This window comes from Herbaspirillum sp. RTI4 (genome assembly GCF_034313965.1).
Taxonomy (GTDB): Bacteria; Pseudomonadota; Gammaproteobacteria; order Burkholderiales; family Burkholderiaceae_D; genus Herbaspirillum.
The window spans coordinates 3,654,957-3,681,097 of the sequence record NZ_JAVIWQ010000002.1 but is presented as its reverse complement, the minus strand read 5'-3'; the positions used below and the strand labels follow the sequence as shown (position 1 = coordinate 3,681,097).

At 55.7% G+C, this 26,141-nt stretch carries 16 protein-coding genes; 9 read left to right on the top strand and 7 right to left on the bottom strand.

Annotation, left to right across the window (positions count from 1 at the left end; all coding sequences use genetic code 11):
• Nucleotides 1–137 precede the first annotated feature (137 nt).
• The 3 genes from ylqF to RGU70_RS16345 all read left to right on the top strand — a co-directional run bounded on the left by ylqF (nt 138) and on the right by RGU70_RS16345 (nt 5,691).
• Nucleotides 138–1,079 carry a ribosome biogenesis GTPase YlqF gene (ylqF, locus tag RGU70_RS16355; RefSeq protein WP_322210441.1) on the top strand — a complete coding sequence of 314 codons (942 nt, stop codon included), beginning with the start codon at nt 138–140 and terminating at the stop codon, nt 1,077–1,079.
• A gap of 530 nt (nt 1,080–1,609) precedes the next feature.
• On the top strand, nt 1,610–4,264 hold the full coding sequence (locus tag RGU70_RS16350; protein ID WP_322210440.1) for a hypothetical protein: 2,655 nt from the start codon (nt 1,610–1,612) through the stop codon (nt 4,262–4,264).
• Between the two features lie 77 nt (nt 4,265–4,341).
• Complete coding sequence (locus RGU70_RS16345) at nt 4,342–5,691, top strand: TolC family protein (protein ID WP_322210439.1); 1,350 nt, start codon at nt 4,342–4,344, stop codon at nt 5,689–5,691.
• A 304-nt stretch (nt 5,692–5,995) separates the two neighbouring features.
• On the opposite strand, the gene RGU70_RS16340 is transcribed toward RGU70_RS16345, so the two are convergent.
• The 3 genes from RGU70_RS16340 to RGU70_RS16330 all read right to left on the bottom strand — a co-directional run bounded on the left by RGU70_RS16340 (nt 5,996) and on the right by RGU70_RS16330 (nt 8,609).
• On the bottom strand, nt 5,996–6,796 hold the full coding sequence (locus RGU70_RS16340) for a MetQ/NlpA family ABC transporter substrate-binding protein (protein WP_322210438.1): 801 nt from the start codon (nt 6,794–6,796) through the stop codon (nt 5,996–5,998).
• Between the two features lie 117 nt (nt 6,797–6,913).
• Nucleotides 6,914–7,567, bottom strand: coding sequence for a methionine ABC transporter permease (locus RGU70_RS16335; protein ID WP_322210437.1), 654 nt, complete (start codon nt 7,565–7,567; stop codon nt 6,914–6,916).
• Nucleotides 7,557–8,609, bottom strand: coding sequence for a methionine ABC transporter ATP-binding protein (locus tag RGU70_RS16330; RefSeq protein WP_322210436.1), 1,053 nt, complete (start codon nt 8,607–8,609; stop codon nt 7,557–7,559). Before RGU70_RS16330 ends, RGU70_RS16335 begins: the two co-directional genes overlap by 11 nt.
• Nucleotides 8,610–8,857: 248 nt before the next feature.
• Here RGU70_RS16330 and RGU70_RS16325 point away from each other — a divergent pair, with 248 nt between their 5' ends.
• Nucleotides 8,858–9,622, top strand: a complete 765-nt coding sequence (locus RGU70_RS16325) for a hypothetical protein (RefSeq protein WP_322210435.1) — start codon at nt 8,858–8,860, stop codon at nt 9,620–9,622.
• 399 nt (nt 9,623–10,021) lie between these two features.
• Here the strand turns inward: RGU70_RS16325 and groL are convergent, their stop codons facing one another.
• The 3 genes from groL to RGU70_RS16310 all read right to left on the bottom strand — a co-directional run bounded on the left by groL (nt 10,022) and on the right by RGU70_RS16310 (nt 13,788).
• Nucleotides 10,022–11,674, bottom strand: a complete 1,653-nt coding sequence (gene groL, locus RGU70_RS16320) for a chaperonin GroEL (RefSeq protein WP_322210434.1) — start codon at nt 11,672–11,674, stop codon at nt 10,022–10,024.
• 83 nt (nt 11,675–11,757) lie between these two features.
• Complete coding sequence (locus tag RGU70_RS16315; protein WP_322210433.1) at nt 11,758–12,051, bottom strand: co-chaperone GroES; 294 nt, start codon at nt 12,049–12,051, stop codon at nt 11,758–11,760.
• A 447-nt stretch (nt 12,052–12,498) separates the two neighbouring features.
• A complete protein-coding gene (locus RGU70_RS16310) occupies nt 12,499–13,788 on the bottom strand; it encodes an O-acetylhomoserine aminocarboxypropyltransferase/cysteine synthase family protein (protein ID WP_322210432.1) in 1,290 nt (429 codons plus the stop codon).
• Between the two features lie 823 nt (nt 13,789–14,611).
• On the opposite strand from RGU70_RS16310, the gene RGU70_RS16305 reads away from it, so the two are divergent.
• The 4 genes from RGU70_RS16305 (at nt 14,612) to RGU70_RS16290 (ending at nt 20,442) form a co-directional block, all read left to right on the top strand.
• A complete protein-coding gene (locus tag RGU70_RS16305; protein ID WP_322210431.1) occupies nt 14,612–16,471 on the top strand; it encodes a hypothetical protein in 1,860 nt (619 codons plus the stop codon).
• Nucleotides 16,472–16,573: 102 nt separating this feature from the next.
• Nucleotides 16,574–18,277: a methyl-accepting chemotaxis protein gene (locus RGU70_RS16300; RefSeq protein WP_322210430.1), complete on the top strand. Its 1,704-nt coding sequence runs from the start codon at nt 16,574–16,576 to the stop codon at nt 18,275–18,277.
• A gap of 132 nt (nt 18,278–18,409) precedes the next feature.
• Complete coding sequence (locus RGU70_RS16295) at nt 18,410–19,690, top strand: sensor domain-containing diguanylate cyclase (RefSeq protein ID WP_322210429.1); 1,281 nt, start codon at nt 18,410–18,412, stop codon at nt 19,688–19,690.
• A 104-nt stretch (nt 19,691–19,794) separates the two neighbouring features.
• Nucleotides 19,795–20,442 (top strand): DUF1345 domain-containing protein, encoded by a 648-nt coding sequence (locus RGU70_RS16290; RefSeq protein WP_322210428.1) that lies wholly within the window; start codon nt 19,795–19,797, stop codon nt 20,440–20,442.
• Nucleotides 20,443–20,644: 202 nt separating this feature from the next.
• Here RGU70_RS16290 and mgtA read toward each other — a convergent pair whose 3' ends face one another.
• Complete coding sequence (gene mgtA / locus RGU70_RS16285) at nt 20,645–23,407, bottom strand: magnesium-translocating P-type ATPase (protein ID WP_322210427.1); 2,763 nt, start codon at nt 23,405–23,407, stop codon at nt 20,645–20,647.
• A gap of 701 nt (nt 23,408–24,108) precedes the next feature.
• On the opposite strand from mgtA, the gene dacB reads away from it, so the two are divergent.
• Complete coding sequence (dacB, locus tag RGU70_RS16280) at nt 24,109–25,521, top strand: D-alanyl-D-alanine carboxypeptidase/D-alanyl-D-alanine-endopeptidase (RefSeq protein WP_322210426.1); 1,413 nt, start codon at nt 24,109–24,111, stop codon at nt 25,519–25,521.
• Nucleotides 25,522–26,141 lie beyond the last annotated feature (620 nt).

Here is a 26,141-nt window from a genome sequence, read left to right as displayed (position 1 = left end):
CCTAGCCAGAATGTGTCCAGAACGCCTGAAAACGGCGGAAATCTCTTTTAAATCAAGGCTGAAGCAGCAGTTGCCGACCGCATTTCCCCGCGAGGCCGTAAAATAGCGGCTTCGCCAGCGCAAAAGAAAAAACATCGATGTCTATACAATGGTTCCCAGGTCACATGAATGCGGCGCGCCGGAACGCCGCCGAGGCCATGGAAAAGGTCGATATCGTGATTGAAGTACTGGATGCGCGTTTGCCGCAGGCCAGTTGCAATCCGATGATCGAACAGTTACGCAAGCACCGTCAGCGGCCTTGCCTCAAGTTGCTCAACAAGAGCGACCTCGCCGATCCCGTCGCCACCAAAGCCTGGCTGGATTTTTACAATGCGCAAAAAAATGTGCATGCAGTTGCACTGAGCTGCAAAAAGCCCAGCGATGTGCTCAAAGTGCCGAAACTGGCGCTGCAACTCGCCCCGCATCGGGGCAGCGCCCTCAAACCGCTGCGCATGATGATCATGGGTATTCCCAACGTCGGTAAATCGACGCTGATGAACGCGCTGCTCAAAAAACGCGTAGCCGCGGTCGGCGACGAACCGGCCGTTACCAAAACCCAGCAGCGCTTGTATCTGGGTAACGACATGGTGCTGATCGACACGCCCGGCATGCTGTGGCCCAAAATTGCCCATCCTACCGACGGCCTGATGCTGGCTGCCAGCCACGCGGTCGGTACCAACGCGCTGATCGAGGAAGAAGTCGCCACTTTTCTGGCCGATAACCTGCTGGTGCATTACGGACGCTTGCTTAGCGCGCGCTATAGTTTTGCTACCGAAGGCTGCGACGGCGTGTCGGTGATTGAAGCCATTGCCGTACGGCGCGGATTTCGCATCAAGGGCGGTGAGCTGGATCTGGAAAAAGCCGCGCATGTCCTGTTGCAGGATTACCGTACCGGCGCTCTCGGACGCATCAGTCTGGAAACGCCCACGACCCGGGCGGCGCTGCTGGCGGCATATCAGGAGCATATTTCTCTCGGCGAGGCCGCCGCCGCGTTGGAAGCGGAAGAGAAAGAGCAAGAGCAAGGCAGATCGCGCAGTTAAGCAACCGCTACCGGCTGCTTGCTCAGCGCACAAAAAAAGACGTTCCCGCCACTATCGGGGACGTCTTTTTTTTTGTCCTGTTTGCAGGATTCAACCATTTCCTATCAAAAACCACGCCTGAGCTTAGCGACCGCAAGTCCTCAATCGGGCTATGTCACATACCGATTTCACTATTGCCGGCGGGGAAAATCAGCGTCATTTTTAGAAGCATTTCTATTGTGAGCAAAACAGCCTTAATCGATTATGTGGCCGGGAATTGCTATTTTTCAATAATTTCTTTCTATCGTCGCATCGAGGACGGGCATGCCTTGCCCGATAGCTTCGGCGAGCGCAGATTCGCCCACTGAATTTCGTGAATGCGCGCTTCCCCGGCGGCGGTCCAACGTATTTCAAAAAGGTTTCTCATGTTGCAAGCAACAAGGTACAAACGCGTTTTTACGAAAAGTCTGCCGGTCGCTGGTGTAGTCGCTGCCGCTGTCATACCGCCTGAAGCTGGTCTGATCCTCCCCGCCCACGCAGCGAATCAAGCAGTGAATCAATCAACGGATCACACGACGAGCAAGACCCTTCCGGGATACAAAAAAAAGAAATATCCGGGCTCAATCGATGACGACGAAGAGGCCAGCGAATGCCTTAACCCGGGTTTCACCGAGTCGGTCGGTACGGCGCTGGCGTCTTCCGAGGAAATCGTCGGCAAAGGGGAGGGGGATGCTGGCGCGAGCAGGGCGGGTATCCTCAGCATGAAGGACGGCCGCAGTAGCAGCGGCGATCAGGACAAGGACGGCAACGGCTCCGCCGTGTTGTTAGCTTTGGGCGGACTGGCCACGGCGGGAATCATTGCCGGTGCAGGTGGGGGCGGAGGTGGCGGCGGCGACGGGCAAGATTATTCCGGCGGGGCGCATTCCGGCGGCGGCTATAACGGCAATGGCACGGTCCTCGTCAATCCGGGCGACCTCAATGGCGGCAATGTGCTGGTCGTTGAGGCGGCCGCACCCGAGGTCATTGCAACGATTGACGGCATGAGTCTCGACACGGGTCTTAGCTCGGGCGGACTGCGCTTCGTGACCAACAACGGCGCGGCGGGTCGCACCGTCTACGGCAGCCTCAGCGGCGCGCTGGCGGCCGGAGAAAGCATCGTTGTCAGTTTCGATAACGGCGCAACATGGGTTGCCGCTACCGTGAATGACCGGCAGCGCAGTGAGCGTGCCTTGCCCGTCTGGAGCGCTGTCGATCCCAGCGAGCATGCGGAAAACTGGGTGATTCACGCCAAGGTCATCAATGCCGATAACAAATCCAGCCCGCCGGCCATGCAGCATGTCGTTTTCGATAACACCAATCCCACGGCGACCACGCAAACGGTGGGGATGGAACATGACACCGGTATCGCGGGCGATTTCATCACCAACCATCGCGGTAGCAAAACGGCCGGACGCCTCGTCCACGGCTGGATTAGCGAGGTCTTGCCAAGCGACGAAAGAGTGCAGATCAGCTTTGATAACGGCGTGACGTGGGATGGCATTCAAATGATGGGCAGTCACGCCTGGAGTGCCGTTGATCAGACCGAACATCACGAAAGCTGGGCCATGCATACCCGGGTCATCGACGCCGCCGGCAATATCAGTACGCCGCACTTGCAAGGCGTCACCCTGGATGTCGAGGCTTACGATGCGCCGGTCATCAGCAAGATCGATTTCAAGAACGGCAGCTTCCTTGTTTCTCTGCGCGAGGGTCAGTTGGGAAAAGGCGATACCTTGCGCGTGAACTGGGGCGAAAACCAGTTCCGGCTCACGATTTCAGATATAGACAAGAACGGCGCTTACCTGGCGGAGGTACCCAAACATCTCCTGCACACCACCAGTACTCCTGTGGTGCTGAGCGTCAGTGTCATTGATGTGGCTGGCAACGAATCGATGGAGTCGCCCTGGGTGAATGAGTTTCTGAAGCACACCGTCACCATTTCCGGTATGACCCGAGATACCGGCCGGGGCCGGGACGGCATATCCGATTGGATTACTTCCGATATCCAGAACCGGCGCGTCATTTACGGGGCATTGGAAAACAGTCTGCAGGAAGGCGAGAAACTCAGAGTCAGTCTGGATGGCGGCTTGAAATGGCACACCGCCGAGGTCAGGGGCACTGATTGGGTGTATGCCACGCATGAGCCCTTGTCGCAGGGAAAAACGATTCAGGCGCAAGTCGTCAACCAGCTCGGTCAGCATAGCCTTCCGGCAAAGTCTGACCCGGTGCAACTGGACAACAGCAGCAGTTATCTGTTTTTTCTCAAACTGGATAGCGCGCACCAGATGCTCAATTGCATTTTCCATCCCGGCAGCATGCCCTCCGTCGGCGACACCCTGAATGTGTGGTTCACGATGGCGAATGGCTCGAAGAGTTTCGTCACGCACAGCATGACCGAACAGGATCTGAAGTACGAAATTATTTCCTTGCGCGAGCTGCCGCCCGCTGTTTTTGCAAAAGGCACTGTTGTCGTGGCTCAGATGGAAGATATCGCGGGCAATCTCTCCAATGTCAGCTACACCACGGAAACCCCCTCGCCTCTGTACGCGACGGATATCCGGCCGGTGAAAGGCACGCCCTGCATGGCTTACGGCGACAATACCGCCAACGTGTTTACCTTGTTTAACGTGAATGCCAGTAACTATGGCGATTACGAACTGATCCTTAATGGCGGCCCCGACAATCTTGAATCCCATCAATCGCTGGACACGCTCAAGCTCTCCAAGGGAGTGGATCTCGACCTGACCGCCCTCAATTCGGTGGGGCAGCCGTGGGGGCAAACCATGCATTCGATAGAAATATTTGATTTGCGCGGCGAAGGGAAAAATCAGTTAACGCTGTCGGTCAATGATGTGCTTTCCGTCGGGTCGGAAGAGGCGTTCGGTTCTTCGGCTCCCATGCCTTTGATCCCTGAGCGCGTCCCGAATCATTATCAGATCAAAGTACAGGGCGACTACAACGACAAGCTCAGCGTGAAAGGCTTAGTCACGGCCTTTGGGGAAGACCTTGCGCCGGGTGACAGCCAATGGATAAAAGTGGACGGCAGCAACACCCCTTCGGGCGATCCCAGTATTACTGCGTACGGCATCAAATACGATATCTATCGGCATCACGCTTATCCGGCAGAGTTGCTGGTGCAAACCGGTTTGCCGGTCGAGTTTCTGTGAGCGTGAGGAAGAGCGGATGCTGCTGGTCTTTTATCGGCAAAGCGAATCCGCTTACTGCACTGTGGCTGGTTTCATTCATGGCCGCTACCCCTGCTCAGGCTGGCGCATTGCAGTTGTCTCCGGCATCCATCCGCATGGAGCAAGACGCTGAGACGATTTTCGTGACATCTGATCGCCAGCCGCTGCGCTTCATTGCCCAGGCAGTGCAGGCGGCCTTGAATCGCAGTCCCGATATTGAGCAAGCCGCTGCCAGCCAGCGCGCCGCGCAGCAGGAGCTGGACAATGCGCGCTGGAATCGCTGGCCCAAGCTGCAAGCGCAGGCCGGTTCTGGCGCTTACCGCCTGGGTGGTCAATCGCAAAGAAGGGATACCTCGAAACCGAATCTGGGCTTATCGGTATCGACCACGGTTTTTGATTGGGGCCGTACCGGCCATGACATCGATAGCCGCGAACACACGATGTTCGCCGCCGGAGAAAATCTGCGACATAACCAAGAACGCACTGCCTTGCTGACGACAGTCGCGCTGATACAGATGGGCAAACACCGGCAACTGAGCGCCGTCGCCGACGCCTATGCCGCACGCATGAGCGAACTGGTCAACATGCTCAGCGACATCGTTGCCGTTGACCGGGGACGGGCCAGTGAGCTGGTGCAGGCGCGGGCCAAGTTATTGCAAGCCCTGACCGAGCGCGACACGGTTGCCGCGCAATCGATTGAATGGGAAATCAAATTGCGTCAGCTCACCGGCGCAGCGGCGGCCGAGGTGCCGCTGCAAGAACACTGGCCGCTCTCTCCCCCGCCCATCGCCGATACCCTGAGTTGGATGGCGGGGAGTCCCCAGGTCATGCAGGCCGTGCAGGAAGAGCAGGCGGCGCGTGCGCAAGCCCATGCGCAGCGCGCCGCCGCTTGGCCGCAGCTCAATTGGGTCGTGGGAAAGCAATATGAAAATGACGCCTACGGCCAGCGTACACCCTGGCAAACGCAATTGACGCTGACCTACACCTTGCAGGGTGGTTCCTCACTGGCAGCAGCGGCGGCGGCAGTCGAGCGCAGCGCGGCGGCAGCGGCTCACAAAGAGCGCGTTTTGCTCGATCTGGAAATTCAGGTGCGCACCGCCCATGCCAAAGCAGTCGCCTCGCTGGCGCGGGTTGCGGATTATGTGCAGATGGGCGCGCAGACCGATCAGGTTCGCCGCATGTATTTCGAGCAGTGGCACCATCTCGGGCGTCGTTCGCTGCTGGAAGTATTGACCGCCGAAAGCGAACATCACCACGCCTTGACGTCCAGCGTACATTCGCGATTCGAGGCCTATCTGGCGATCATCGATATGCATGCTGGCGCTGGTCGCCTGCTGTCTTGGATTGCTTCGCTGGAGTCGGACGGGTCAGTGATGCAGGCAAGGGGAAAGGGACGACTGCCGCATTAATGCGGTTTCGGTTTGGTCGCAGGGAGAAAGCAGAAAGCAGAAAGCAGAAAGCAGAAAGCAGAAAGCAGAAAGCAGAAAGCAGAAAGCAGAAAGCAGAAAGCAGAAAGCATCTCCCTGCATCGTTGGGACATAACAAAAAAGGGTTCTTCCGATATGTTCGGAAGAACCCTTTCTCAATTCAGCACGTCCTTGCTAGCCGGAAGCTGTTCCCAAAAGATTGTTCTCAGGAGGCAGTTATCAGGACGCTGTTACCAGGACGCAGTTGCCAGGACGCAGTTACCAGGACGCAGTTACCAAGACGCAGTTACCAAGAAGTAATCACCGAATTCTTGTACTTGGTAGTCACGAAGGTTTTGACTTCAGCGCTATGGTAAGCCTTGAGCAGTTTGGCAACCCATGGCTTGTCCTTGTCGGCGGTACGCACGGCAATCACGTTGGCGTAGGGACCTTTGGCAGCTTCGATAGCAATGCCATCTTTCGTCGGGCTCAGGCCAGCGGATTCGGCGTAATTGCCATTGATGGCGGCAGCATCGAGGTCATCCAGCGAACGTGGCAATTGCGCCGCATCGATTTCCATAATCTTGATTTTCTTTGGATTGTCGGCGATGTCGAGCGGGGTCGCTTTCAGTCCTGCATCAGGCTTGAGCTTGAGCACGCCTTCGGCTTGCAACAGCAGCAGCGCACGGCCGCCGTTGGTAGGGTCGTTAGGAATACCGACGCGCGCGCCACTCTTCAAATCTTTGAGCGATTTGATTTTTTTCGAATACACACCCATTGGGAAAGTAATCGTGTAACCGACATTGGTGAACTGATAGCCACGGTCTTTGATCTGCGCTTGCAGGTAAGGCAAATGCTGATAGCTATTGGCATCCAGATCGCCGGCGGCCAGCGCAGCGTTCGGTTGGATGTAATCGCTGAACTCGATGATTTGCAGGTTCAGACCATCCTTGGCGGCGATTTTCTTGACCAGTTCCAGAATTTCAGAATGCGGGCCGCCGGTGGCGCCGATCTTGATCGGTTTATCCTGCGCCAGAACCGGGGCGGCGGCGAGCGCAGCGACGATACCTAAGCCAGTAAACAGTTGCACGAGTTGACGACGATTCATGGTTTTCCTTTTTGGTGGAGGTGGCAGCGGGTGGCTGCCCGATAAGAAGCAGCGGATAGCTGCAATGAAATTAAATGGATTGGCGTGGCGTGGTGGTGATGGCGATGGCGATGGGCGCTAGCGATGACTCAACTTGCGCACCAGCACATCCCCCAGCGATTGCACCAGCTGGACGAACACAATCAGAATCAGCACCACAGTGAGCATGACTTCCGGCAAGAAGCGCTGATAACCGTAGCGTATGCCCAGATCGCCCAGACCGCCGCCGCCGATTGCACCGGCCATGGCCGAGTAACCGACCAGACTAACGAAGGTAATGGTCAGACCCGCGACGATGCCGGCAAACGCTTCCGGCACCAGCACCTTATAAACGATTTGCCAGGTGGTGGCGCCCATCGCTTGCGCGGCTTCGACCAGCCCGCGGTCGACTTCGCGCAGGGCAGTTTCCACCAGACGGGCAATGAAGGGCGCGGCGGCGATAGTCAGCGGCACGACGGCGGCAGCGGTACCGATGGAGGTGCCGACAAAAAAGCGAGTGAAGGGAATCACGGCTACCAGCAAAATGATGAACGGCGTTGAGCGTACGGCATTGACGATCAGACCGACGCTGCGGTTAATCAGCGGACGCGGCAGAACGCCGTTATCGGCCGTCAGGTGCAGGCCAATGCCCAGCGGAATGCCGAGCAGAGCGCCGACGAGGCCCGAAATGCCGACCATCACCAGGGTTTCCCAGAAGGAATCAATAAACAGCGAGAGCATTTCAGACGACATGATTCAACTCCTCAACAACGACGCCTTGTTCGCGCAGGTAAGCCACGGCAGCGGCAATATGAGCGGCCGGGCCGCTGGCCAGGATGGCTAATGAACCGAAGGCCTGCCCCTGGATTTCATCGATCTGGCCATGCAGGATATTGAAATCGAAATTGTAGCGACGCACCGCTTCCGACAGTAGCGGCTGATCGACGCCGCTGCCGGTGAAGGCGAGGCGGAACAAATGGTTTTCGCTGGCGTCCGTGTCCTTGTTGTGCGCCAGACGTGTGCGCAGACGTTCCAACACCCCTTGCGGCAACTCATGGGCAATGACGTCGCCGATCAATGCGCGGGTGACTTCGTGCTTCGGTTCGCGGAAGACATCGAGTACCTGACCTTCTTCGATGACCTCACCTGCATCCATGACGGCTACGCGGTCGCAAATGACCTTGATGACTTCCATTTGATGCGTGATGAGGACGATGGTCAGGCCGAGTTCGCGATTGATCTTGCGCAGCAGTTCGAGGATGGAGCGGGTGGTTTCCGGGTCCAGTGCCGAGGTGGCTTCGTCCGACAGCAACACTTTCGGCTCATTGGCCAGCGCACGGGCAATGCCGACGCGCTGCTTCTGGCCGCCGCTGATTTGTGCCGGATAACGATCCCTGAGCTCGGTCAGGCCGACCAGTTCCAGCAAGGGCATGACTTTGGCGGCAATGGCGTCCTTCGACAGACCTGCCAGTTCCAGCGGCAGCGCGATGTTGCCGTAGACCGTGCGTGAGGACAAGAGGTTGAAATGCTGAAAAATCATGCCGATCTGGCGGCGCGCCTGGCGCAATTGGTCGGCGGACAGCGTTGTCAGATCTTGTCCGTCCAGCACGATGGTGCCGCTGCTGGGACGATTCAATAAATTGATGGTACGCACCAGCGTGCTTTTTCCCGCACCGCTGCGTCCGATGATGCCGAAAATTTCGCCTTTGCGGATGGAGAGATTGACGTTGCGGACTGCTTCGATCGTGCCGCTGTTGTTGCTGAAGCGTTGCGTGACTGCTTGAATTTCTATCATGGCAAAAGAGAAGGCTACCCGAGCCGGTATTGTTTTTATAACGATCGCGTATCTTATTTTGTTTGCGTTATAAGTGGAACAGTTTTTTTTGGCTTTGTTAATAACGGAAGTGTATAACGACGCTATTTTGGTACGGCGGCAGGGCTTTTCTATGGTTCTTCCTTAGTATGAGAAGAACACTTCATGAAAGTGATGAGGCTTGCATCCCTTCAAAGTGCATGCCTGATCTATTTTTTTGAGGAGTCTTTATGTTGCCGATGACTTTTGTTGCCGGACCGTCTCGCCCGCGCAATATAGCGCCTGCTGGTGTTACTACGCCTTGTATCGCTACCGCCAGTCCCTTCTTACTCGGTAGGGAGCTGGAAAATGCTACGCCGCTCGACGCCGGTAATTACGCATTGTCGCGCATCATCAATCAGTTTCAGGTCGTGCCTACCCTGAGTCAGTTATGCCAACACCCGCGCAAGGACCAGCATATTCTGGGGCAAATCGGCTTGCGTCTTGATGCAGGCGTCAATCCTGATGGGGGAGAGCAGACATATTCAGCCGAGCAGTTTGAAAAATTGACCGATGGGGCATGGAAATGCACGCTCGGCAACTGTATGGAACTGTCCATGGTGGCAGGTCGCATGATCAAGGCGCAGGGCTTTCCACATGAAGTTCAGTTGCTTGCTCTGGCGGCGCAGACCTTGAGCGACGGTAGCGTACCTGACCATGTCTTTCTGGCATGCCGGGATGGCAATACGGAATACTTGATTGATCCGACCATGCACTTTCTGAAGCACTCTGCGACCTATGATTTTCCCTACCCGCTTCGGAATTTCGCCACCGTGTATCCCATCAATACCAGTATCGACAATTTTCGTTTTACCAGCAGACGTTCCCACGCGAATAACGAATATCAGCTGCATCTTTGGGATCTGGCCGATTTGCCTGATCCGCATCAGGCGTTCACGGTGTTAGGTCAATTCGAGCGGGTGGGAGAAACCGTCGAGTTTAGATCGATGAGGTAAAAGTGGATTTTTGCTCAATGAGTGACACCGCAACAGCAACAAGATGGCTTGCAAAACCGGACTTACAAAATAGAGTTTATAAAATAGAGCGTATAAAAAAGAGCGTATAAAACAGGGCAGACGCAAAAGATTGCTGGACAGGCGCAATGCCGCAGGCAGCGCAAGTAGCAAGCCAAGAAAATATAACAACCTCAGCGGACTTTTCGTAAGTCCCATACAAAAAGACAAGGCCTGCACGAATGCAGGCCTTGTCTTTTTGTATGACGTTCGTCGCAAAAGCAGGTGCGGTACTTTGCCGGACTGCTCTGGCGACGAAAGGTACACGCAGAACGTAAAGCGGTGGCAAGGGTGGGATGCAGTATGACGCCAACAGCGCCGCATCCCTTCCTTGCCGTTGCATTACATCATGCCGTCCATGCCACCCATGCCGCCCATACCACCCATACCGCCACCCATGCCGCCGGATGACTTGTCTTCTGGCAATTCTGCAACCAGAGCATCGGTAGTCAGGATCAGGCCAGCGACCGACGCTGCGTTTTGCAGTGCCGAACGGGTAACCTTGGCTGGATCGAGAACACCCAGCTCCACCAGGTCGCCATAAGTGCCGTTAGCAGCGTTGTAACCGTAGTTACCTGTACCAGCCAACACGGCATTGATCACGACCGATGGCTCGTCGCCTGCATTGAACACGATTTGACGCAGTGGCTCTTCGACAGCGCGCATGACGATCTTGATGCCGGCTTCCTGATCTGGGTTGTCGCCCTTCAGGTTTTTGACATTGGCGCGAGCGCGCAGCAGGGCAACGCCGCCGCCTGGCACAACACCTTCTTCAACAGCAGCGCGGGTTGCATGCAGAGCATCTTCAACGCGGGCTTTCTTTTCTTTCATTTCGACTTCGGTAGCAGCACCGACGCGGATCAGCGCAACGCCGCCGGCCAGCTTGGCAACGCGTTCTTGCAGTTTTTCACGGTCGTAGTCGGAAGTCGCTTCTTCGATTTGCGCGCGGATTTGCTTGACGCGTGCTTCGATGTTGATGCTTTCACCAGCGCCATCAATGATGGTGGTGTTTTCTTTACCGATTTCGATACGTGCTGCTTGACCCAGTTCAGCCAGAGTGGCTTTTTCCAGTGTCAGGCCGACTTCTTCTGCAATCACTTGACCGCCGGTCAGGATTGCGATGTCTTCCAGCATTGCCTTGCGACGATCACCAAAACCAGGCGCCTTGACTGCAGCAGTCTTCAGGATGCCGCGGATGTTGTTGACGACCAGAGTGGCCAGTGCTTCGCCTTCGACGTCTTCTGCAATGATCAGCAGAGGGCGGCCGGACTTGGCGACTTGTTCCAGCACCGGGAGCAGGTCACGGATGTTGGAGATTTTTTTGTCGAACAGCAGGATGAACGGATTTTCCAGAGCAACGATCTGTTTTTCCTGATTGTTGATGAAGTAAGGCGACAGGTAGCCGCGGTCGAATTGCATACCTTCGACGATGTCCAGTTCATTGGCCAGCGACTTACCGTCTTCGACAGTGATGACGCCTTCTTTGCCGACTTTGTCCATTGCGCGGGCAATGATGTCGCCGATGTCTGCATCGGAGTTGGCAGAAATCGAACCGACCTGGGCGATTTCTTTGTTAGTCGTTGTTGGCTTGGACAGCAGCTTGACTTCAGCAACGATGGCGGTAACAGCCTTGTCGATGCCGCGCTTGAGGTCGGTCGGGTTGAAACCGGCGGCAACATACTTGAAGCCTTCGCGAACGATGGCTTGTGCCAGCACGGTTGCTGTAGTGGTACCGTCACCGGCGTTGTCGGAAGTCTTGGAAGCGACTTCTTTCACGAGCTGCGCGCCCATGTTTTCCAGACGGTCTTTCAGTTCAATTTCCTTGGCGACGGAAACGCCGTCCTTGGTGACGGTCGGTGCGCCGAAGCTACGTTCGAGCACGACGTTACGACCCTTAGGGCCCAATGTCACTTTAACTGCGTTTGCCAGGATGTTGACGCCATTGACGATCTTCGCACGTGCGTCGTCGCCAAAAATTACTTGCTTTGCAGCCATGTTTTATTCTCCAGAAATACGATGTAAGAAACAAAAAGGAAGAAGCAAAAAGGATCAATCCGACCCTCTGCTATCCAATTGAATTACTTGGTTTCGACCACAGCGAACAAGTCTTCTTCGCGCATGACCAGCAATTCTTCGCCGTCGATCTTCACAGCCTGGCCGGAATATTTGCCGAACAGCACGCGGTCGCCGACCTTGACTGCCATCGGACGGACTTTACCGTCGTCGAGGATCTTGCCATCGCCAACTGCCTTGATTTCGCCCTGATCTGGCTTTTCTGCTGCCGCATCGGTGAGGATGATGCCGGACTTAGTGGTTGTTTCCTGGTCGAGACGCTTGACGATCACGCGATCGTGCAAAGGACGAAGAGTCATAAAAGCTCCTTCAGTAAGAATGAAAAAAATGGTTTTGCGGCGACGTGCTGCAAATGGAACTTGACGAAACAGCAACAAAAAATAGCAAGGCGCCGCACGAAAAGCTGTTTGGCCGGGCGGATTTGTTAGCACTCCTCCTGGACGAGTGCTAAGTATATGGGTGCTAGTCCGCTTTTTCAAGAGGCGTTTTTTGTTGCCGGCAAATGATGTGTCGAGCGGCATACTGGCGCATGGGCGCGGCGCAGGGTGTGCTTACCCCCGCGCAGAGGCCCGACAGGGCCGCTTGCACTGAGCCTGCGATCTTTAACCGCGCAGGCAATACGCGCTGGCAAAATCCATTCATCGTGGGAAGTGGTAATACACCACAGCGTAAAAACAAGCTGTCTGGGTGCGGGAAAGCGGGGGTATGTTGTGACATGCGCCCTCAAAGACGCATGTCGCGCGGGATCAGACTGCGCTGAGTGCCTGCTCCAGATCGGCGATCAGGTCGTCGATATGCTCAATACCGATGGACAGGCGCACAGTGTCTTCCGTGACACCTGCCTTGGCCAGTTCGGCAGGCGACAACTGACGGTGCGTGGTTGTCGCCGGATGTGTCGCCAGCGATTTGGCGTCGCCGATATTGACCAGTCGCGTAAACAGCTTCAGCGCATCCTGGAACTTGGCACCCCCGGTCAGGCCGCCCTGCACCCCGAAAGTCAGAATGCCGGACGCTTTGCCGTTGAAATATTTTTTAGCCAAAGCATGGTCGGGATGATCTTCCAGACCGGCATAGTTGACCCACTTCACTTTTGCGTGCTTTTTTAAATACTGCGCAACCAACAGCGCATTGGAAGTGATCCTGTCCAGACGCAACGCCAGGGTCTCGATACCTTGCAGGATCAGAAAACTGTTGAACGGCGAAAGCGCCGCGCCCGTATTGCGCAAAGGCACCACGCGCGCGCGGCCGATGTACGCGGCCTCTCCCAGCGCTTCGGTGTAAATCACGCCGTGATAGCTCACATCCGGTTCGTTGAGTCGCTTGAAGCGCTCCTTGTGCTTTGCCCACGGGAATTTACCCGAGTCGACAATCGCGCCGCCCAGACTGGTACCGTGGCCGCCCAGATATTTGGTCAGCGAGTGCACCACGATGTCGGCGCCATGTTCGATCGGTCTGAGCAGGTAAGGCGTGGCAACGGTGTTATCCACGATCAGCGGCACCCCGTTGCGATGGGCGATCTCGGCGATAGCGGCAATGTCGGTGATATTGCCAAGCGGATTGCCGATCGACTCGATGAAGACCGCCTTGGTGCGCGCGTCAATGTACTGTTCAAAGGAGCCGGGATCGCGCGGATCGGCAAAGCGCGTTTCAATGCCGAACTGCGGCAGCGTATGCGCGAACAGATTATAGGTACCGCCATACAGCGTGGAAGCAGACACAATGTTGTCACCCGCCTCAGCGATGGTCTGGATGGCATAGGTGACTGCGGCCTGGCCTGATGCCACGGCCAGCGCCGCAATACCGCCTTCGAGGGCGGCAACGCGTTTCTCCAGCACATCCTGGGTCGGATTCATGATGCGCGAATAGATATTCCCCTGCACCTTCAGGTCAAACAAATCGGCGCCATGCTGGGTATCGTCGAAAGCAAAAGCGACCGTCTGATAAATAGGCACCGCCGCCGCTCGGGTGGTGGGGTCAGGCGAGTAGCCGGCATGCACGGACAGCGTTTCGAACTTCCATTGAGGGACTTGTGTCATGGGATCTTTCGGCGATGAAGAGGATGAGAGCCTGAAGACTCTAACGAGCCATCAAGGCACGGCGAACGAATGATTTCGCATATCCATATCCGATTTTTTATCCGCCGGACGCAGCGCCGTTTCCTCGTCGTGGTAAGCCTCTCCTTTTTTAGCCAACTGGATTCAGACGGTTATCGTAATTGGCTGTCAAATCTGCCTTTTTTAAGAGAGGATTGCCACGCAAAGGGGGAATTCACATTGAAATGGAAACTTAATTAGCCGCACTGTTCAGTTGCACTATTAAAATAATAATTAATTTTTTATTGTTATAAATAATATTTTCATAAATAAATATATTTTATATTGGTAACTTAGTTCGACGTATTTATTTTATTCCTTATTTTGTTTCTCTTTGGATATGTAAACATAATGCAAAATAATTGTTATCCGCTTCTAAAATAAATTACAATAAAATTCAAGGAAATACACCTCCTTATATATTCAAAATATATATTCAAACATGCGCGTGTTTTTTGTGGCGAGCGGCAATGTTTTCTTTCCTGATGGATGGGCGTAAATGTCGATTTGCAGGCTTTTAAAAGGGATGTAATTATAAAAGTCAGTGATTTAAATAAAGGTATGTAAATTGCAAAAATGCAATTTACATACATCTGATTTCGTACATTTGTATGGATTGCAGGAAATATTATTATTTAAATATGTTGATTAAAAATAAATAATAGTGCCTTGATGTTATGTAGTGACGACGAATTATTATTGTCAGATGTTCATGTAAACGTATCCCTGTGCTTCAGCGATTTTCAGCAGGTGAGGAGCGGATATCTTGCATCAGAGAAATTCAGTCAAGCCTCCATTCAAAGAAAAATCCGGCGGAATTTCTCTGCTGCTGATGCTATCGACGCTGCTTGCGCTCATGTTGGTGCTGGCCGGTGGTTTGCTGTGGGGGATGAACGAACAGCACAGGAAGCAGATGGACAGCAAGGCATCAGCGGTCGCCTTTGAGCGCATCGGGCGCGAAATGGCCCTGCATATATCCGCTTTGCATACGCCGGTCGAGCAAGCGGTTGGCTTGGTGGCGCGGCAGCAATTGGCAAAAGACATGACGGTTGCTGCGCGGATGGACGATGTTCCCGCCGTAGCGGAAGTCATGCGGAGCAACGCCGCGCTGTCGGGGTTTTATGTCGGCTATGCCAATGGCGACTATTTCATGGTGCGTCATTTGCGCCGGAGCATGGCGTCCATCCTGGGTTTGCGTATTCCGGCGCAGGCGGCTTTCATGGTGGAAAGCATCAAAATCGATGCCGACGCCAGACGCTATGTCGAGTTCGTTTTTCTTGGAGAGGATTTGAAAACGCTACAAACCATCGTGCGTCCGGGCTTCGACTTTGATCCGCGCAAGCGCGGCTGGTACAAAGACGCGCTGGCTTCCGCGCGCTCCGTGCGCACCGATCCCTATGTATTCGCCAGCTCGCGTCTCATCGGCATCACCATCGCGCAACGCAGCAGCATGGGAAGCGTGGTGGCCGCCGACATGCCGCTCTCCAATCTTTCCACCGCCCTGAGTCTGTTAAAGGTATCGCCTTCCGCCGAGCTGGTGCTGATTGACAAGAATGCCGGCGTACTGGCGTATTACACCCCGGGCATGAAGGACATGCCGCGAGAAGGCTTGCAGCAAATTCCCCCCGCCATTCTGGCCCGTCTAGGGGAGCAAAAATTCCCGGTGTTCGCCGATAACATCCGCAAGGGACATTTCAATACGCCCATCCCCATCAACATCAATGGTGATCCCTGGTCTGCCCGGATCGTGCCGGTCGATTTCAAAGGCGTTCCGGTGTTTCTGGCGATCTCCATTCCCGATGGTGAATTACTGAGCGATGCCTCAATGCCACGGTACGGCGCGCCAATCATCATTGCGTTACTGCTTCTGTTGATGGTTCCGGTGATCAGCATCGTTGGCTGGTATGTAGCGCGACCGCTGCGGCGACTGGCGCAGGAAGCGAAGGCGATTCTGCATTTCGATTTCAGCCAGCGGCACAGGAGCCGGTCGCCGATACGTGAAATTGACACCCTGTTCCGGGCAATGGCGGAAACCCGCTCCACCCTGATGCATGTCATCGGCCTGTCAAGCGCGTGGGCAACGGAGCAGGATGTCGATCGCTTGCTGGAACGGCTAGTGGCGGAAACCGTTTCTCTCGCACAGGCAGAAGTGGGCATGCTTTATCTGTTCGATAGTGAACGTCGCATTGCCCAGCCGCAGACCATGCAGTGGCAGCAGGACGGCACGCCAGTGTTGCCGCAGGAGCTGGATGTGCGCTTGCCCGCCAATGCCGACAACCCTGTGTGCCAATGCCTGCTTAGCGGCGCGACGCAAACCAGCGTAGTGCGCTTCGCGGAGGGGCCGTACTCCGGCTGGCTGGGCAGCATGCCGGCGCATCTTGCCGAAGAGCAATACGGACTGACAGCGATCGCGCTGAAAAACCGACAGGCGGAAACGATAGGCGCAGTGCTGTTGTTGGGCGCGGTCAGGGAGGCCGGCAGCGATACGCATTGGCTGGCGGTATTGGAGGCTTTGGTGGGTGCGGTTGCGGTGGCGATGGAGTCCGTCGGACCGGCAAAAGAGGCCGACAAGCGCGGGCGAAGCGGGATGAGCGAAGCAAGCTCAGGCGCTGAAGTACCCCCCTGAAATTGTGCCGCACAGTTACTTGAGATGGATGTACCGGAAAAGGATTTCTGAACGCAGCAAAGCTGTACTTGTACTTTTATATAACCTAATGAGGTGGTGCAAATGAGCAATATGAAACCAGGAGTACGGCTTGGTCTGGGGTTTGGAATCATGGTGGTGCTGATGTTGATCATCGCCTTCGTTTCTCTCAACCGTCTCGGGCAGCTCAATAGTAGCGAGGTAGAAATTACTTCCGCTATCTATCCCAAGGCGCAAGCAGCCGAAGAGGTGTCGTATCTGATCATGGATAAGGCGCGCATCATCCGCAACCTGGTCCTGCTTACGGACCCTAAGGCATTGGCTAGCAACAAGGCTCAAGAGGAAGCGGATACGGAGGCGGTAAGCGTAAAGCTTGCAATGATGACGAAACTGGTCCGCAACGACGTGGAAAAACAGCTGACCACCGACGTCGAAAATGCCCGCATCCCCTTCATTAATTACAGTAGGGAGGTAATTCGTTTAGCGATGGAAGGTAAAAAACCCGAAGCCGCAGCGGCCTTGTACGGCGACGGTTACAAAACACAGGGGGTGCTTTTAGCCGCCTTGAAAAAACTGGTGATTTACCAGGAGGAGCAAATGAAACTGGCAGGGGAGGAAGCGCATAGTCTTTATAAGGACGCCGTGATTATCACGATAGCCATCGCCATCCTTGCCTGCCTGATTGCCTTCGTTCTTGCTTACTTCATCACAACCTCGGTCACTAAGCCGATGGCGCATGCGGTCCTGATTGCCCAGACCATTACCGACGGCAATCTGAGCAGCCGCATTGATACCAGCAACGGCGATGGGGCCGGCGAGTTGCTGACCGTGTTGAAAAAAATGAATGACAACCTGCAAAGAATTGTCAGCCGGGTGCGTATCGGCACCGATATGATCGCCACCGCCTCCGGGCAGATCGCGGCGGGTAATCTCGACCTTTCCTCACGCACCGAGCAGCAAGCCAGTTCGCTGGAGCAAACCGTCTCCGCCATCGAAGAGCTGACCGCGACCGTCAAGCAAAATGCAGACAACGCAAAGCTGGCCAACCAGCGTGCGATTTCGGCCTCGACGCTGGCTTCGCAGGGCGGCTCACTGGTGGGGCAAGTGATCGACACGATGAGTTCGATTGACGCATCATCCAAAAAAATTGTCGACATCATTAGCGTGATTGACGGCATTGCCTTCCAGACCAATATTCTGGCGCTCAACGCTGCCGTTGAAGCAGCGCGTGCCGGCGAACAGGGACGGGGATTTGCGGTGGTGGCCTCGGAAGTACGCAGCCTCGCGGCCCGGTCTGCGGCTGCAGCAAAGGAAATCAAAGTATTGATTAACGATTCCGTGGAAAAAGTCGTCACCGGTAGTGAGCTGGTGTCGCAGGCGGGAACGATGATGAGGGAAATTGTCGACAGCGTTAAGCATGTGACCGATATCGTGGGCGAAATCAGCACCGCCAGCAACGAGCAGAGCGAAGGTTTCGGTCAGGTCAACATCGCGATTGCCCAAATGGATGCGACGATGCAACAGAATGCAGGGCTGGTGGAAGAGGCCGCAGCCGCTGCGCAATCCTTGCAGGAGCAAGCGGGAAAACTGGCAGAGACCGTCAGCGTATTCAAGCTCGATGACGCGCTTTTACAGCCGCCTGCCGCACCTAAAAAAGCAATGCCCGCCACCGCCGTCATGCCGAAAAAACCAGCGCGCCCTGCTACAGCGCCGCAAGCGAGCAAGAAACCGATGGCGGTTGCGCATACCGTCAAACACGATGGGGAGGGAAATTGGGAGCAATTTTAAGACGACGCATCCACATTCGGGGAGCCGATGCGGACGCAGTGCAAGTACGGTATCGTTCTTGCACTGCGTCTAGATGGTTGAAATTATCATGGCAGGCCAAGTTGTCCCTCCTTCATTCATCGGGCAAATTCAATGCGCCGTAAACCGCAGAAATTACCACTGTTCTCCTGGGCCGCTATTGGCGCCATCCTGTTTTCCCTGGTCGGATTTGGGGCGATGTTGTTGCGGATCAAGCCATTGATTGAACACACCGGCGTCATGCCGCTGGCGGCAGCGTTTGGTGTGTTTCTGGTGGGCGGCGTCTGGACTCTGGTGCGTCAGCTGGCGCAACAGGATGGCGATGTCAGCATGGGGCAGCGTCAACAACGTCTGGCATTTCTGGTGGCGCGCAATGAAGCCTTGCAACAGCAGTTGCAAGAGCGCAGGCGCGAGCAGGAAGCCATGTCAGAAACATTGCGTCAGACGCTGCATCGGCAGCAGGAAGATCAGGCCAATTTGCAGGAAAGCGCAAGCGAATTGCGTGCCATTTTGCAAAATGCGAATGAAGCGTTTATCGCCATTGATGAAGGTGGCACGATCGTCGAATGGAACCGGCAGGCAGAAATTTTATTGGGTTGGTCGCGCCTGGAAGCCTTCGGTCAGATATTGAGCGAGCTGATCGTTCCACATCATTTGCGCGCTGCGCATTGTCACGGCATGCAGCGTTTTCTCGCTGGCAAAGGGAGTGGAAATATTGTCGATAATCGGGTGGAAATCCAGGCATTGCGGCGCGACGGCACCTTGGTTTCGGTGGAGTTGACGGTAGGGCATTTAATGCGGCGCGAGGGCCATCTGTTCATTGCGTTTTTACATGACATTACCGAGCGCCATGAATTTCGCACCTCGCTGGAAAAACTGGCGATGACCGATGCGCTGACCGGCCTGCCGAACCGGCGCGCCTTCATGGAAAAATTACCGGATGCAATGCAGCGGGCGATTCGTCATCGCGACATGATGGCGGTGCTGTTTCTGGATATCGATGGTTTCAAGACAGTCAACGATCGTTGCGGACATGAGGCCGGGGACGAGTTGTTGCGGCAGTTCGGGCAGCGCGTTCGTAATACCATCCGGGATACAGATAGTGTGGCGCGGCTGGCAGGTGATGAATTTACGGTCATCCTTGAAAACCTGCAAAGTGAAACAGTGGCGTTGGAGATTGCCGAAAAAATTCTGGAGGCCATGCATCTTCCTTTTGTGCTGAACGACACCAGTCTGTTTTTGTCGAGCAGTATCGGCGTGGCTCTGTTTAATGCAGAAACGCAACTGACTGCGGATACCTTGCTGAACCGGGCAGATGAGGCGATGTATCGTGCCAAGCGCGAGGGCAAGGATAGGGTGGTGGTGTCGCCAGCACTTCCTGTCACTGCTGGCTAAATCTGTTTGCTTCCTACAGAACGTGACTGTGCTGCTGTGGCGAGTGTGATCGTGCTATGTTGTGCGCGGGTTTTCTTTTCGCGTTCACCATTAACGGCTATCACATGTCCCTGTCCAATACCGTATTGCGCACGCATGTGCGTCTGAGCATTTGCATTCTTATCGGCGCAGCTTCATTCTTCCTTACCCATTTCGATTCCCTTGTCACGCAGGCGCTGGTGGCCTGGAATGTCGGCGTCTGGCTTTATCTGCTCTCGGTCTGGATTCTCATGTTGCGCGCCAATTCGGCGGATGTGCGGCGGCGGGCGGAAGCCGACGACGAAAATGCGGAAGCGGTACTGGTGCTGGTCTGCATAGCGGCAGTTGCCAGTCTGGTGGCGATTGTGCTGGAACTGGCAGTGACCAAGAGTGCCGTTGCGCAAGACCGCTGGTGGCATTATGCGTTCACCGGCGTGACGGTGCTGGGGTCGTGGTTCCTGATCGGCACCATCTTTACACTGCATTACGCCCGCGTGTTTTACAGTGCGCCCGACCACAAGCCGGCGCTGATTTTTCCCGGCAAGGAAGCGCAGCCGGATTACTGGGATTTTCTGTATTTTGCTTTCACCATCAGCGTCGCAGTCCAAACCTCGGACGTGGCTGTGACCACGCGTGCCATGCGCAAAGTAGTGCTGGCGCATTCGGTGATTGGTTTTCTGTTCAATACGGCCATTCTGGGATTCTCCATCAATATCGCCGCCGGGCTGATGTAAGACCGGCCAGGCAAGGAAGTCCATGTAAGTAAGATCATGTAAGTAAGATCATGTAAGTAAGACCATGCAGGGCAGACCATGCAGGGCAGACCACGTCAGTAAGACGGCTGCCTGATTCGATATAAAAAAAGGGATGCCGCGAGGACATCCCTTTTTTCATTTCAATGCCCTGCCGTCAACCGGCAAGGCAGCTTACGGGCGATTACTGCCAGCCGTACTTGCGGGCATACCAGCCCTTCATTCCCTGCGTCAGTGCCGCATACGAAATCAGGATCAGGATCAGCCAAGGGAAGTAGGCCAGTGGCATTGCTTGCAGCTTGAAGTAATGCGACAGCGCGGTCATTGGGATCGCAATACCGATGACCATGATGATCATGGTCATGATCATCAGCGGCCACGAAGCACGGCTCTGGAAGAACGGGATGCGACGGGTGCGGATCATGTGCACGATCAGCGTCTGCGACAGCAAGCCTTCGATGAACCAGCCGGACTGGAACAGAGTCTGGTGTTCGGGGCTGTTGGCACCGAAGACAAACCACATCAGCGCAAAGGTGCTGATATCGAAAATCGAGCTGATAGGGCCGAAGAACACCATGAAACGGCCGATTTCAGTCGGATTCCAGCGCTGCGGTTTTTCCAGGAATTCCTTGTCCACGTTATCGAAGGGGATGGAGGTCTGCGACACGTCGTACAGCAGGTTCTGCACCAGCAGATGCAAAGGCAGCATCGGCAGGAAGGGCAGGAAAGCGCTCGCCACCAGCACCGAAAACACATTGCCGAAGTTCGAGCTGGCCGTCATCTTGATGTACTTCAGCATGTTGGCGAAGGTCTTGCGGCCTTCCAGCACGCCGGCTTCCAGCACCATCAGGCTCTTTTCGAGCAGGATGATGTCGGCTGCTTCCTTGGCGATATCGACTGCGGTGTCGACCGAAATACCGATATCGGCTGCGCGCAATGCCGGAGCGTCGTTGATGCCGTCGCCCATGAAGCCGACGACGTGACCCTTGTCGTGCAATACCCGCACGATGCGTTCCTTGTGGGTCGGGCTGAGTTTGGCGAAGACGGTGGTGACATCGACTGCCACGCTCAGTTCGGCATCGCTCATTTTTTCGACTTGCGAGCCGAGCAGCATGCCTTTGACTTCCAGTCCCACTTCGCGGCAGATCTTGGCGGTGACCAGTTCATTGTCGCCGGTCAGGATCTTGACCGTGATGCCGTGTTCGCGCAAAGCGGTCAGCGCCGGTTCGGTCGATTCTTTCGGTGGATCGAGGAAGGCGATGTAACCAATCAGCACCAGATCGGACTCGTCGGCCAGACTGTAGACTTCCTTGGTCGGCGGCAAATCCTTGGCGGCCACGGCCACGACGCGCAAGCCTTCGGCGTTCAGACCGGCGGTCGTTTCTTTGATTTCGGCCAGCAATTCCGCGCTCATCGGGACGATTTCCCCGTCGCGTTTGGCGTGGGTGCAAATATCGAGGATTTCTTCGACCGCGCCCTTGCAGATCAACTCATGATGGTCTTCGCGCTCGCTGACCACCACCGACATGCGACGGCGCTGGAAATCGAAGGGGATTTCATCAACCTTGCGGTAGGCCGAGGCAATCGACATTTCACGTTGCAGTTCAGCGTGATCCAGCACGGCGACGTCGAGCAGGTTTTTCAGGCCGGTCTGGTAGTAGCTGTTCAGGTAGGCGTATTGCAGGACTTCGTCGCTGGCTTCACCGAGGATGCCGGTGTGCCGTTCCAGGAAAATCCTGTCCTGCGTGAGGGTGCCGGTTTTATCGGTACACAAGATATCCATGGCACCGAAGTTCTGGATCGCATCGAGTCGCTTGACGATGACCTTTTTGCGCGACAGGGCGACAGCGCCCTTGGCCAGCGTCGAGGTGACAATCATCGGCAGCATTTCCGGCGTCAGACCCACGGCCACCGACAAGGCGAACAGGAAGGCTTCGACCCAGTCGCCCTTGGTGAAACCGTTAAGCATGAACACGATCGGCGACATGACCAGCATGAAGCGAATCAGCAGCCAGCTGACCTTGTTGACGCCCGACTGGAAGGCGGTCGGTGTGCGGTCGGTGGCGGTGACTTTCTCGGCCAGTGCGCCGAAATAGGTGTTCTTGCCGGTGGTGACGACCACGGCCGAGGCCGATCCGCTGACCACGTTGGTACCCATGAAGCACAGGTTATCCAGTTCCAGCGGGCTGCCGGCTTCGATACTGCGCTGCACGACGAATTTCTCGACCGGCAGCGATTCGCCGGTCATGGCGGCCTGGCTGATAAACAGATCCTTGGCGGAGAGCAAGCGCAAGTCGGCGGGGATCATGTCGCCGGCGGACAATTGCACGATGTCGCCCGGGACCAGTTTCTTGATCGCCAGTTCGATGCGCTTGGCGCCTTTGGGGTGCAGCGTGATGTCGAAGTAGCGCTGCGCTTCTTCGGCGATATCGGCCAGCACATCGTGCCGCATGACGGTGGCGGTATTGCTGACCATTTCCTTGAGCTTGTCGGCCGCGGTATTGGAGCGCGCTTCCTGCACGAATCGCATCATGGTCGAGATCGCGACCATGGAGCCGATCACGGTCGCGGCTTTCATGTCGTCGGTGTAATAGGAGACGAATGCCAGCAGCGTCAGCAGCAGATTGAACGGATTCTTGTAGCACTGCCACAGATGCATCCACCACGGCTGTGGTTTTTCATGTTCGACTTCATTCGGGCCAAACTGGGCGCGGATGGCATCGGCTTCTGCTTCCGTCAGGCCATCGAGACGGGTATTGAGTTTTTTGAGCAGGAAGGTAATTTCGGATTGCGAGGCTTCGGTCAGGCTATGCGCCAGCGGTGGCGGCACATCCTTGGTGACTGGGGAGCTGCGGAACATGTCGATGCCGAGGCGGCGAAAGTGCCGTCCCATGCCACGACTATTGGTGAAACGCGCAAATGTTGCGGAAATGAAGTCGAAATTCATAGCGGATCTTTTCAGAGAAAACTGTTTTTAATTAATATTCATCCCGCCGGACATGCCTCATGGCGGCGGGTTTTTCATGCTTCCGATTCAGTGAAGTAACTCCGCATTGCTCAACGATGACAAATAAGTCCAAAAGTATAGAGGGACTCAATGACGACGCTGTGACAACGCGGGTTGTGACAGAAGGACTGTGACTGCGAGGACTGTGACTGCGAAGACTATGACAGCGAGGACGAGCAAAGCGCGGCGGCAATCCTGTGCGAATTGTCAGCGCGGGCCGTTACAGTGTGAGAGGTCATGCAAGGAAGTGAATCGGGAGGTCGCACCGCCGGGGAGGCTGGTGCACGACTCATATCGGGGAATGCCTTTCATCCGCGAGGGCGGATGAAGGCAGGGAGAACCTGCTTTATCGCGCCGGGACGGAGCCAAACAGCGTTTGGCAACAACTGTCACTAGAACAAGCGCCCATGCGAGGGACTCCAAAAAAATGATAACGGGCGGATTCTACTCTCGCCCCTTGCGCAGGGTCAAGCTGGTTTCTGCGTGGGGCGTCAAGTAGGTTGAAGTGTGTTGCTCAGGGGCGAAATAGCCAGCGCTTGGCCGGCATGGCGCCCTATGCCGTAAAATCCGCTTCATTCGTTTTGCGGTCACGCTACAGCAGGGCCTGCGCTGTCTTTGCTCCTTACTTTCCGGTTTCCCTCATGTCCTTGAAAAAACTCTGTTTTGCCGCCGTCAGCCTATTGCTATTGAATGCCGCTGCCATTGCACAGCAATTGCCGGCTGTTGTGGCCGATGCGCTGACGCAAGCCAAAATCCCTTTGCGCTCGGTCGGTGTCGTCGCGCAGGAAATCGGCGGCGGCAAGCGCCTGCTGGTGGCCGTCAACCCGCTTTCGCCGTTTAACCCGGCATCGGTGATGAAACTGGTCACGACCGATGCGGCATTGGAGTTGCTCGGCCCGTCTTATGTGTGGAAAACCCAGGCCTATGCGACCGGCCCCGTCGTCGATGGCGTGTTGAATGGCGATCTGGTCTTCAAGGGCAGCGGCGACCCCAAACTGGTGTTTGAAAATTTCTGGCTGTTTTTGCGCCAGATCCGGGCGCAGGGCATCCGTGAAATTCGCGGCGATGTGGTGCTTGATCGCAGCGCCTTTGCTGCGATTCCCTACAGCCCGGCGCAATTTGATGGCGATCCGCTCAAGCCTTACAACGCGGTTCCCGATGCCTTGTTGCTCAATTACAAGGCGCTGACTCTGCGCTTCATGCCGGATCAGGCCAGCGGTCGGGTTAATGTGATGATCGATCCGCCGCTGGCGGGGATGGCGCTTGCTACCTTGCGTCAGACGGCGGGCGCATGCGACGACTGGCAGGCACGGATGCAATTGTCGATTAAACCCGGGGCCATCGATTTCGGCGGGACGTATCCGACCGCGTGCGGCGATAAAACCTGGTACGTCCACCCCTATAAACTCACCGGCACCGACTATTTCGGCGCGGTGTTTCGCCAGTTGTGGGCCGATGTGGGCGGCGTGTTCAACGGCAAGGTGAGCATGGGAGCGGCACCGCAGGAGGCGCGACTGCTGGCGGAATGGCAATCGCCCGCGCTGCCGGAAGTGATCCGCGATATCAATAAATTCAGCAATAACGTGATGGCGCGGCAGGTCTTGCTGACGCTGGGCGCGGAAATGAGCGGGAGTCCTGCAACGCCGGAAAGCGGCAGCAACGCCGTCAAGGCGTGGCTGGGCAGCAAGGGACTCGAAACCGGCGATCTGATTATTGAAAATGGGGCGGGCCTATCGCGCATTGACAGGCTGACGGCCGGCATGCTGGCGCGCATGCTGGCAGCGGCTTTCCAGTCGGCGACCATGCCGGAATTCGTTTCCTCGCTGCCGCTGGCCGGGGTGGACGGCACCATGCGCAAGCGCTTGCGCACGCAGACGGTATCGGGACAGGCGCATATCAAGACCGGCACGCTCAATGATGTGCGCTCTATTGCCGGCTTCGTTCAGGCAGCGTCGGGGAAATATTATGCGGTGGTGTTTTTGATTAATCATGCGAACGCCATGCGCGGTCAGGCTGCGCAGGACGCCATGCTTCAGTGGCTTTACGACCAGTAAATGCGGATTAAAAACGCGGATTGAAAACACGGATTAAAAACGCTGATTAAGTTACTGCGCGGTGTCATTCTGACCTACCGGCTTGCAGCCGGATCCTTCGATACGGGATTTCATCCCTACTCAGGACGAACGGGGAGTGGAAGACTTAGCTTGGTGTTTGCTTCGATCAGAGGCGGGTAGTTTGTTCTGCCTGATACACAGTAATCCGTTCGTCCCTACTCAGGACGAACGGGGAGTGGAAGACTTAGTTTGGTGCTTGCTTCGATCAGAGGCGGGTAGTTTGTTCTGCCTGATACACAGTAATCCGTTCATCCCTACTCAGGACGCACGGGGAGTGGAATACTTAGCTTGGTGCTTGCTTCGATCAGAGGCGGGTGGTTTGTTCTGCCTGATACACAGTAATCCGTTCATCCCTACTGAGGACGAACGGGGAGTGGAATACTTAGCTTGGTGCTTGCTTCGATCAGAGGCGGGTGGTTTGTTCTGCCTGATACACAGTAATCCGTTCATCCCTACTCAGGACGCACGGGGAGTGGAAGACTTAGCTTGGTGCTTGCTTCGATCAGAGGCGGGTAGTTTGTTCTGCCTGATACACAGTAATCCGTTCGTCCCTACTCAGG

Coding starts and splice junctions, on each gene's coding strand:
- RGU70_RS16345 (WP_322210439.1), top strand. CDS start 4,342: ATGGCCGCTACCCCTGCTCAGGCTGGCGCATTGCAGTTGTCTCCGGCA.
- RGU70_RS16325 (WP_322210435.1), top strand. CDS start 8,858: ATGTTGCCGATGACTTTTGTTGCCGGACCGTCTCGCCCGCGCAATATA.
- RGU70_RS16315 (WP_322210433.1), bottom strand. CDS start 12,051: ATGACTCTTCGTCCTTTGCACGATCGCGTGATCGTCAAGCGTCTCGAC.
- RGU70_RS16340 (WP_322210438.1), bottom strand. CDS start 6,796: ATGAATCGTCGTCAACTCGTGCAACTGTTTACTGGCTTAGGTATCGTC.
- mgtA (WP_322210427.1), bottom strand. CDS start 23,407: ATGAATTTCGACTTCATTTCCGCAACATTTGCGCGTTTCACCAATAGT.
- groL (WP_322210434.1), bottom strand. CDS start 11,674: ATGGCTGCAAAGCAAGTAATTTTTGGCGACGACGCACGTGCGAAGATC.
- dacB (WP_322210426.1), top strand. CDS start 24,109: ATGTCCTTGAAAAAACTCTGTTTTGCCGCCGTCAGCCTATTGCTATTG.
- RGU70_RS16335 (WP_322210437.1), bottom strand. CDS start 7,567: ATGTCGTCTGAAATGCTCTCGCTGTTTATTGATTCCTTCTGGGAAACC.
- RGU70_RS16295 (WP_322210429.1), top strand. CDS start 18,410: ATGCGCCGTAAACCGCAGAAATTACCACTGTTCTCCTGGGCCGCTATT.
- RGU70_RS16290 (WP_322210428.1), top strand. CDS start 19,795: ATGTCCCTGTCCAATACCGTATTGCGCACGCATGTGCGTCTGAGCATT.
- RGU70_RS16310 (WP_322210432.1), bottom strand. CDS start 13,788: ATGACACAAGTCCCTCAATGGAAGTTCGAAACGCTGTCCGTGCATGCC.
- RGU70_RS16300 (WP_322210430.1), top strand. CDS start 16,574: ATGAGCAATATGAAACCAGGAGTACGGCTTGGTCTGGGGTTTGGAATC.
- ylqF (WP_322210441.1), top strand. CDS start 138: ATGTCTATACAATGGTTCCCAGGTCACATGAATGCGGCGCGCCGGAAC.
- RGU70_RS16330 (WP_322210436.1), bottom strand. CDS start 8,609: ATGATAGAAATTCAAGCAGTCACGCAACGCTTCAGCAACAACAGCGGC.